Origin of the sequence: Streptomyces sp. NPDC058157, from assembly GCF_042884105.1 — a bacterium.
Classification (GTDB): domain Bacteria; phylum Actinomycetota; class Actinomycetes; order Streptomycetales; family Streptomycetaceae; genus Streptomyces.
Genome location: NZ_JBHVUQ010000263.1, coordinates 1 through 8,333, shown reverse-complemented (window position 1 = coordinate 8,333; position 8,333 = coordinate 1). Strand labels below are relative to the sequence as shown.

General features: G+C 73.2%; 7 protein-coding genes. 6 read left to right on the top strand and 1 reads right to left on the bottom strand.

What is annotated here, in order from left to right; translation table 11 throughout:
• The first annotated feature begins 105 nt into the window (after nt 1–105).
• The 6 genes from ACFVXK_RS34895 (at nt 106) to ACFVXK_RS34870 (ending at nt 7,606) form a co-directional block, all read left to right on the top strand.
• Nucleotides 106–2,367, top strand: coding sequence for a HelD family protein (locus tag ACFVXK_RS34895; protein ID WP_389620150.1), 2,262 nt, complete (start codon nt 106–108; stop codon nt 2,365–2,367).
• Nucleotides 2,368–2,450: 83 nt separating this feature from the next.
• A complete protein-coding gene (locus ACFVXK_RS34890) occupies nt 2,451–3,647 on the top strand; it encodes a cytochrome P450 (protein ID WP_389620147.1) in 1,197 nt (398 codons plus the stop codon).
• Nucleotides 3,648–3,758: 111 nt separating this feature from the next.
• Nucleotides 3,759–5,024, top strand: coding sequence for a VWA domain-containing protein (locus ACFVXK_RS34885; protein ID WP_389620144.1), 1,266 nt, complete (start codon nt 3,759–3,761; stop codon nt 5,022–5,024).
• Complete coding sequence (locus ACFVXK_RS34880) at nt 5,024–5,824, top strand: hypothetical protein (RefSeq protein ID WP_389620141.1); 801 nt, start codon at nt 5,024–5,026, stop codon at nt 5,822–5,824. The genes ACFVXK_RS34885 and ACFVXK_RS34880 overlap by 1 nt, the downstream gene beginning before the upstream one ends.
• A 130-nt stretch (nt 5,825–5,954) precedes the next feature.
• Nucleotides 5,955–6,878: a MurR/RpiR family transcriptional regulator gene (locus ACFVXK_RS34875; protein WP_389620138.1), complete on the top strand. Its 924-nt coding sequence runs from the start codon at nt 5,955–5,957 to the stop codon at nt 6,876–6,878.
• Nucleotides 6,879–7,213: 335 nt separating this feature from the next.
• On the top strand, nt 7,214–7,606 hold the full coding sequence (locus ACFVXK_RS34870) for a hypothetical protein (RefSeq protein WP_389620135.1): 393 nt from the start codon (nt 7,214–7,216) through the stop codon (nt 7,604–7,606).
• 26 nt (nt 7,607–7,632) lie between these two features.
• Here the strand turns inward: ACFVXK_RS34870 and ACFVXK_RS34865 are convergent.
• Nucleotides 7,633–8,333 (bottom strand): phospholipase D-like domain-containing protein (locus tag ACFVXK_RS34865; protein WP_389620132.1); only part of this gene is annotated, 701 nt, incomplete at its 5' end.

Genomic DNA, 8,333 nt, shown 5'->3' with positions numbered 1-8,333 from the left:
GGGCGTGCGTCTGCGTATATTCGTTGATTCACGCCTAGACTGGAAAGTGGGCGTGACGAAGCTTTGCAGGGACATCGTATCGCGCAGGGAGCGAAATTGTCAAACATGGAATTCCAGAGCGAGCAGCAATTCGTCGACATGCTCTACGCGCGCCTCGAAGCCCTGCGGGACAAGGCCGAACGCGCCGTCCAGGGCGCCCTCGCCGAGAGCGGCAACGGATTCCAGGCCCGCCTCGAACGCGATGTGATGGTCGCCGAACAGTCCGGGCTGCTTTCCGCCCTGAACGCCGCCGAGCACGGCCTTTGTTTCGGCCGCCTCGAGTTCTCCGACGGCCGCGACCACCACATCGGCCGGATCGGAATCAGACGGGACGACAGCGAACGCACCCCGCTCGTCCTCGACTGGCGCGCCGACGTCGCCCGCCCCTTCTACCTCGCGACCGGCCACGTCCCCATGGGCCTGCGCCGCAGGCGCCACATCACCACCCGGGGCCGGGAGGTCACCGCCCTCCACGACGAGATCCTCGACCTCGCCGACACCGAGCGCACCGGCTACGAGGGCGCCGACGCCGACGCCGTGCTCCTCGCCGCGCTCGACGCCGCCCGCACCGGCCGCATGCACGACATCGTGCAGACCATCCAGGCCGAGCAGGACCGCATCATCCGCTCCCCCCACCAGGGCGTCCTGGTCGTCGAGGGCGGCCCCGGCACCGGCAAGACCGCCGTCGCCCTGCACCGCGCCGCCTACCTCCTCTACGCCCAGCGCGAGCTCCTCGGCAAGCGCGGGGTGCTCATCGTCGGCCCCAACCCCGCCTTCCTCGGCTACATCGGGGAGGTCCTGCCCTCCCTCGGTGAGACCGGAGTGCTCCTCGCCGCCCCCGGCGACCTGTTCCCCGGGATCCACGCCACGGCCGCCGACCGCCCCGGCGCCGCCGAGGTCAAGGGCCGTGCCGCCATGGCCGAGGTGCTCGCCCGGGCCGTCGCCGACCGGCAGACCCTGCCCGAGGGCGTCCCCGCGGGCAGCGGCGAGGACAACGACCTCGTCCCCGAGCCCGCCCTGGAGATCGACCACGACGACTACGGCACGCTCCTGCTGGACCGCACCATGGCCCACGCCGCCCGCGACCGCGCCCGCGGCACCGGCCTGCCCCACAACCTGGCCCGCCCCTACTTCGCCTTCGCCGTCATCGACGCCCTCACCGAACAGCTCGCCGACCGGCTCGGCGCCGACCCCTACGGCGGCCCCAACCTCCTCGGCCCCGACGACGTCGCCCAGCTCGGCAAGGAGATCGCCACCAGCGCCGACGTGCACGCCGCCATCGACACCCTCTGGCCCCACCTGACCCCCCGGCAGCTGGTCTCCGACTTCCTCGCCGACCCCGCCCACCTGTCCGCCGGGGACGCCGCCCTGATCAGGCGCTCCACCGACGACTGGACCCCCGCCGACGTCCCGCTCCTCGACGAGGCCGCCGAACTCCTCGGCGTCGACGACACCGCCGAACGGGCCGCCGCCGAACGCGACAGGCTGGAGCGCGTCGCCTACGCGCAGGGCGTCCTCGACCTCTTCCTCGGCTCGGAGTCCTACGAGTTCGAGGACACGGAGAAGGAGTACCTCGCCGCCCACGACGTCATCGACGCGGAGCGGATGGCCGAACGGCACGAGGAGGCCGACCACCGCACCACCGCCGAACGCGCCGCCGCCGACCGGACCTGGGCCTTCGGGCACGTCATCGTCGACGAGGCGCAGGAACTGTCCGAGATGGCCTGGCGGCTGCTGATGCGCCGCTGCCCCACCCGCTCCATGACCCTCGTCGGCGACCCGGCGCAGACCGGCGACGAGGCGGGCTGCGGCTCCTGGAAGCGGATCCTCGACCCGTACGTGGGCGACCGCTTCGAGCGCGTCCGGCTCGGCGTCAACTACCGCACCCCCGCCGAGATCATGGAGGTCGCCGCGGCCGTGCTGCGCCACCACCACCCCGGCTTCGAACCGCCCCGCTCGGTCCGCTCCACCGGTGTACGGCCCTGGGTGCGCGAGACCGGGGACCTGCCGGCCGCCGTCGCCGAGGGCGTACGCGAGACCGCCCCCGCCGAGGGGCGGCTCGCGGTCATCGCCCCGCGCGCCCTGCACCCCGAGCTGGCCGCGGCCCTGCCCGGCGTACGGGCGGGGGAGGAGCCCGACCTCACCCGGCCCGTGGTCCTCCTCGACCCGCGCCAGGCCAAGGGCCTGGAATTCGACACGGTGATCGTGGCCGAACCCGGGCTGTTCCCGCCGAGCGACCTCTACGTCGCCCTCACCCGGGCGACCCAGCACCTGGGCGTCGTCCACACGGGGAGCCTCCCGGACGGGCTCGCGGACCGCACCGGCTGACCGTCGAGGACCGGCCATCCGCCGTGGGCGAGTGGCCGGATTCGCCTGGGCGCCGGGGGAGTTCGCCGTCGTACTGTGGCGAGATGCCTGTATCGGACATCGTTCCCCTCAGCCCGGACTTCGACGCCGACCCCCACTCCTTCTTCGCGAAGCTGCGCGCGGCGGGGCCGGTCCACCTGATCAGCGACCCGAACACCCGCCTGACCGAGCCGTACTGGCTCGTCGTCGGCTACGAGGAGGCGCGCGCCGCGCTGACGCACCCGGGCCTGCGCAAGGACTGGCACGCCACGGACATGTTCCCGGAGATCGAGCGCACCGCCGCCAACGCGAACATGCTCGAATCCGACCCGCCGCACCACACCCGGCTGCGCCGGCTGGTGGCCCGGGAGTTCACCGCCCGCCGGGTGGAGGCGCTGCGGCCGCGCGTCCAGCAGATCACCGACGAGCTGCTGGACGCGATGGCCGCCCGCCCCGAACGGTCGGCCGACCTGATCCGCGACCTGGCCTTCCCGCTGCCGATGACGGTCATCTGCGAGCTGCTCGGCGTCCCCGACCTCGACCGCGAGCGCTTCCGGGAGTGGTCCAACGACGTCGTCGCCCCCAAGCCCGGCACCCTTGACAACACCGCCCACCGGCAGCTCAGCGCCTACCTCGTGGACCTCGTCGCGGCCAAGGCCCAGTCCCCGGGGGACGACCTGCTCAGCGCGCTGATCCGCACCCGCGCCGAGGACGGCGACCAGCTCTCCCCCGACGAGCTGATCGGCATGGCCTTCCTGCTGCTGGTCGCCGGGCACGAGACCACCGTCAACCTGATCTCCAACGGCGTACGGGCCCTCCTCGACCACCCCGCCCAACTGGCCGACCTGCGCGCCGACTACGACGGGCTGCTGGGCGGGGCCGTGGAGGAGATGCTCCGCTACGACGGCCCCGTGCAGAACTCCACCTACCGCTACACCGCCGAGGACGTGGAGATCGGCGGGGTGGTCATTCCGGCCGGCCAGGCCGTCCTGGTCTCGCTGGCCGGCGCCGACCGCGACCCCGGGCGCTTCCCCGACGCCGACGTGTTCGACATCCACCGCCCCTCCGGCGGCCACCTCGCCTTCGGGCACGGCCTGCACTTCTGCATCGGCGCCCCGCTCGCCCGGATGGAGGGACGCATCGCCGTCCGGGGCCTGCTGGAACGCTTCCCGGACCTGGCGGTGGACCCCGCCGGAGGCCCGCTGGAGTGGCTCCCCGGGGCCCTGATGCACGGGGTGAGCCGCCTACCGGTCCGCTGGTAGCCGCTCCGTCAGGAACCCGCCCCCGCCCGGCCGGACCGGACCGGGCCGGGGCGGATCCCGGTCACCGCACGCGGTTTGGACTGCCCGCCGGATCCTCAATACGATCCGGCGATGATCACAAGAAAACGGCTGGCGGCCGGGGCCTTCGGCCTGTTCGTCGCCTTGAGCGCGGGACTCTTCCCGCAGACCGCCGCCGCTGCCGACGGGCCGGCCAAGGAGCCGCCCAAGGTCGAGCTCGTGCTCGACGTCAGCGGCTCCATGCGCGCCAACGACATCGACGGCCAGTCCCGCATGGCCGCGGCCAAGCAGGCCTTCAACGAGGTCCTCGACGCGGTTCCCGACGAAGTCCGCCTGGGGATAAGGACCCTGGGAGCCACCTACCCGGGCGAGGACCGGGCGCTCGGCTGCAAGGACACCAAGCAGCTCTACCCCGTCGGCACGGTCAACCGCACCGAGGCCAAGACCGCCGTCGCCACCCTCGCCCCCACCGGCTGGACCCCCATCGGACCGGCCCTCCAGGCCGCCGCCCAGGACCTGGACGGGGGCAACGCCACCCGCCGGATCGTGCTCATCACCGATGGCGAGGACACCTGCGCCCCGCTCGACCCCTGCGAAGTGGCCCGCGAGATCGCCGCCAAGGGCATCCACCTCGTCGTGGACACCCTCGGCCTCGTCCCCGACGCCAAGACCCGCTCCCAGCTGACCTGCATCGCCGAGGCCACCGGAGGCACCTACACCTCCGTCGCGCACACCGCCGAACTCTCCGGCAGGGTCAGACAACTCGTGACCCGGGCCGCCGACCCCGTCGTCACCCCCGTGGCCACCGAGGGAGCCAAGAGCTGTGAGAACGCCCCGGCCCTCAAGGCCGGCCTCTACAGCGACCGCGAGACCTTCGGCGAGCACCGCTGGTACAAGGTCGACGTCCGCCCCGGCCAGGAGCTGCGCGCCTCGGTGAGCATCGGCGCCGACCGGGCCGTCAACAACGACTACGGGATCCTGCTGCGCGCGACCACCGTCCACGGCCGGGAGATCGTCCGCGGCTCCGAGGCCGGCAACGGCCGCACCGACGTGATCTCCACCGGCCTGCGCTACCCGAAGGCCGGGGCGGACGGGGACGAGGCGGACAAGCCCGAGACCGTCTGCCTCCAGGTCAGCAACTCCTTCTCCGCCGGACCGGCCGTCAAGACCGCCCCCGGCATGCCCGTCGAGCTGACCGTCGACCTGGTCGACGGCCCCGACGAGGGCTCCGACATCGCCTCCTTCGGCCTCGGCCGCGGCTGGTGGCTCCTCGGCCTGCTGGTCCTCACCGGCCTGCTCGCCGGCCTGGTCTGGGGCTGGATCTCGCGCTGGCGCATCTCCGTCTGGAGGACCAACTGATGCGTACCGTACGCACCCTGGCCGCCGCCCTGCTCGCGGGCGCGGCCCTGCTGGGCCCGGCGGCCGCCGCCAGTGCCGCCCCGAGCCCCACGCCCAGCGCGGGCGGGGCCACCGGCAAGGACGGCAGCGCCCCGACCGAGGCCGGTACCGGTTTCCGCACCGCGGCCCTCTTCCGGCCCGGCCAGAAGGCCACCGCCGCGGCGTCCACCGGCGACTACCTGTACTGGGCGGTGCCCGCCGACAGCGGCCAGCGGCTCACCGTACGGGCCACCGTGACCCTGCCCGCGTCCGCGTCCCGGCACGGAGCGCAGACCTGGCAGCTCGACCTGTACGACGGCCTGCGCCGCCGCCAGCCCTGCACCTACGGCAACCAGCACGTGGCGGTGGCCAAGGAGGCCGCCACCGCGGAGCTCTCCTGCACCCTGCGCACGGTCCGCTCCGGGGCCGAGCCCTGGTCGGACGACCCGCTGCCGGGCAGCTACTACGTCCGCCTGACGGTCGTCGGCGTGCCCGAGGACGACCACGGCCTGCCGGTGAAGGCGCAGGTCGAGGCCGAGGCGAAGGACACCGGCGGGGCGCAGATGGTGGACTCCGCGCTGGGCGAGCCGCTGGTCCCGGGCATCGGGAGCGCCTCGGAGCAGCAGCGCGAGGCACGCGCCCCGGAGGGCGGCTGGTCGGGCGGCTGGTGGTCCGACCGCTGGCTGTGGACCGCCGCCGGCGGTGTGCTCGGAGCCCTCGCGGGCATCTACGGCTACACCCTGACCAGGGGTTCGGGCCGTCCCACCCGGCCGCAGGGCTGAACCGGCGCCGCACCGGTACCGCGTACCGGTGCGGCGCGCCCGCCGGGTGCCCCGGGCCGTGCCGGACGATCATCCGGCCACGGAGCGTGGGCTATGTTGGAGGGAGAGTGACGTGAGAAGGAGGCCGCCGGTGTCATCGGGGCAGCAGGCACGCGCGCAGGCGGCCGCGATCACGCCCGGCCAGAGCCCGCCCGCGGAGCGGGAGAAGCCGGCGGCGGACCGGCTCCTCGCGCTGTTCGACGGCCGAAGGCTCTCCCCGGGCCAGCGGCGGATCGCCCAGTACCTGATCGACCACCTCACCGAGGCGGCGTTCCTGTCCATCACCGAACTCGCCGAGCGCGTCGGGGTCAGCCAGCCTTCCGTGACCCGGTTCGCCGCCTCCCTGGGCTTCAGCGGCTATCCGGCCCTGCGCGAGGTGCTCCAGCCGATGGCGCTGAGCGCCGTCGCCGGGGGCACCGCCGACACCCGCGAGCAGATCCGCCACAACGAGCTCCAGGCCGCCGTCGACGCCGAGATCGAGAACCTCGAGAGCGTCCGGCGCCTGCTCGCCGACACCAACCGGGTGCTCGGCATCGGCCGCGAGCTGGCCCGTTCCGTCCCGCTGACCGTCCTGGGCCTGCGGATCTCCGTCTCCCTCGCCGAGTACTTCGCGTACGCGGCCCGCCGCATCCACCCCGACGTGCGGCTGGTGACCCGGGGCGGCAGCGTGGCCTACGACGCCCTGCTCCAGTCACGGGCGGCGGGCGGCAGCTGGGTGCTGGCCTTCGCCATGCCCCGGCACGCCAACGAGACCCTGGCCGCGCTGCGGGCGGCCCGCAGCACCGGGCTGCGCGTGGTCCTGATCACGGACCCGACGGTGGGCCCGCTGGTCGAGGAGGCCGACGTGGTGCTGACCGCCGGCACCGGCTCCCGACTGGTCTTCGACTCCTACGCGGCCCCCGGCATGCTCTCCGCGGCCCTGCTCCAGGCCATGGCGGACGCCGACCCCGAGCGGACCCAGGCCCGGCTCGAACAGTACGAGCAGGCCGCCGACCAGCACGGTTTCTTCCTGTAGGGATGATTTTCACCCCGTGTGCACCGGGGCTGAACCAGGGATATTCACCGCCCGGGTATGCATGAAATTTTTCATACCCTTGCTTACTCGACGGTATATATGTTTACTGACGCAGGCGCTCCGGATCCCATCGACGCCAAGGCGGACGTTCCCCGCGCCCGCCTCGAACAGACACCCAGTACGCCGAACCTCCTCACGGCGGGACCGGGTGTCGGGTCAGGGCAACACGGATCCCCGGAGGAGCGCCCCTGGCGGCCTCGGTCAACCCCTGGGCCGAGGCCGCCCCCCTCCGCAGTCTCTCGATCAGAGTTCCACACCCCTCGGAAGTGACGAGAATGCCCCAGACGGCCACCCTCACGCGCAGTCCGGACTGGCCCCTCCAGGTCAAGGCCCCCGGCACGCACGACTGGGAGCGCACCGCCACCCGCTGGCTGCGCGACCTCCTCCCGGCCCGCTACGGCAGCTACCTGACGCTGACCCGCCACCACGCCCTGCTCGGCCGGCACGTACAGCTCCAGCTCCAGCACGAGATGCGCGCGGTCCGCGTGGCCCTGCACACCAGCCGGGCCGAGCTGCCGACCATGGGCGTCGCCGAGTCGGTCATCGAGAACACCATCCGGATGTACGCCATCGAGCTCGAACAGCTCGGCCGGCTCTCCCGGGGCGCGCGCCTGGTCTCCGAGGCGCTGCTGCTGACGGCGGCCACCCCGGGCCAGCGCAGGCGCTGACCCGGGGCCCGCGGGCCCGTGGGCCGTCAGTTCTTGCAGAGGCCCCGCGCGTAGTCGTACGTCGCGGTCGCCTGCGAGTACTTCCACTGCGGCGCCAGCAGCGAGTCCGCCACCTGGCGCGCGGCCGCCGGGCTCTCGACGACGTAGCCGAAGTCCTGGAGCCAGGACGGGTACAGGTTCTTCGAACCGATGTAGAAGGCCGCGTCGTCCACCGAGACCAGCTTGTGGTGCTGGGCGTACGGCTTGCCGTCCGCCCACGTCGCCTTGTCCGAGGCCCGGAACGACGCCAGCTGCAGGTTCTGGCACATCGCGGCCTTCGACGCGCGCTCGTCACCGGTCAGCGCGGTCAGCCGGCCGCGCAGCGCGTCGCCCATCTCGTCGAGGGACTTGATCTGCGAGTAGCCGCCGCTGCCGACCGCCCCGCGGTTGGCCGGGTCGCTGACGACGATGCGCACCTTGACGCCGGCGGCCAGCTTCGCGGCCAGGGTGTCGTAGAGGCGGACGTCGTAGCGGGGCAGCGGCGGGCAGGTCGCGTGGAGGTCCTGCTGGGAGATCTCCACGTGGCTCTTGGCGCTGGCGACGAGCGCGCGCAGGGCGCTCTCCTCCGGGTTGACCGTGTCGTAGTCCCGGTCGGCGTTGGTGTAGTCGTGCACCCCGATGCCGCACTTGGTGTCGGACGCCGTCGGCAGGACCGGGTTGAAGGCCGAGACCGGGTCCCTGTCGCGGA

Coding starts and splice junctions, on each gene's coding strand:
- ACFVXK_RS34895 (WP_389620150.1), top strand. CDS start 106: ATGGAATTCCAGAGCGAGCAGCAATTCGTCGACATGCTCTACGCGCGC.
- ACFVXK_RS34890 (WP_389620147.1), top strand. CDS start 2,451: ATGCCTGTATCGGACATCGTTCCCCTCAGCCCGGACTTCGACGCCGAC.
- ACFVXK_RS34885 (WP_389620144.1), top strand. CDS start 3,759: ATGATCACAAGAAAACGGCTGGCGGCCGGGGCCTTCGGCCTGTTCGTC.
- ACFVXK_RS34880 (WP_389620141.1), top strand. CDS start 5,024: ATGCGTACCGTACGCACCCTGGCCGCCGCCCTGCTCGCGGGCGCGGCC.
- ACFVXK_RS34870 (WP_389620135.1), top strand. CDS start 7,214: ATGCCCCAGACGGCCACCCTCACGCGCAGTCCGGACTGGCCCCTCCAG.